The sequence below is a fragment of the Salegentibacter tibetensis genome (assembly GCF_020164485.1).
Lineage (GTDB): Bacteria > Bacteroidota > Bacteroidia > Flavobacteriales > Flavobacteriaceae > Salegentibacter > Salegentibacter tibetensis.
In genome coordinates this window covers 1-255 of the sequence record NZ_JAIQZA010000159.1, presented here as the reverse complement: position 1 = coordinate 255, position 255 = coordinate 1, and the positions used below count along the sequence as shown (strand labels likewise).

Annotated in this window: 1 pseudogene; it reads right to left on the bottom strand. The window is 31.8% G+C overall.

Going from position 1 to position 255, the window contains the following annotated elements:
* A pseudogene (locus tag LB467_RS18915) lies at positions 1–206 on the bottom strand (IS5/IS1182 family transposase); the annotation flags it as partial.
* Positions 207–255: the final 49 nt, after the last annotated feature.

Genomic DNA, 255 nt, shown 5'->3' with positions numbered 1-255 from the left:
GTTTTCAATAACAAGTATTTAAACATGCGGATAGGACTTTCTGCATTTCTCCCATTAGTTGCACAATATTTATCTACCAGTTCATCGTGGATAAAGGAAAAATCAATCAATTCATTGATTCTTCTAAAAAGATTGCCCTTGGGTACGATTAAATCATATAGATCGGAATACGCACTTAACTGAATTTTTTGTTGCTGCAATAACATATATAAGTCGCGGTTAATCAGCATTTAAAATACGAAAAAAGGAGTAAAA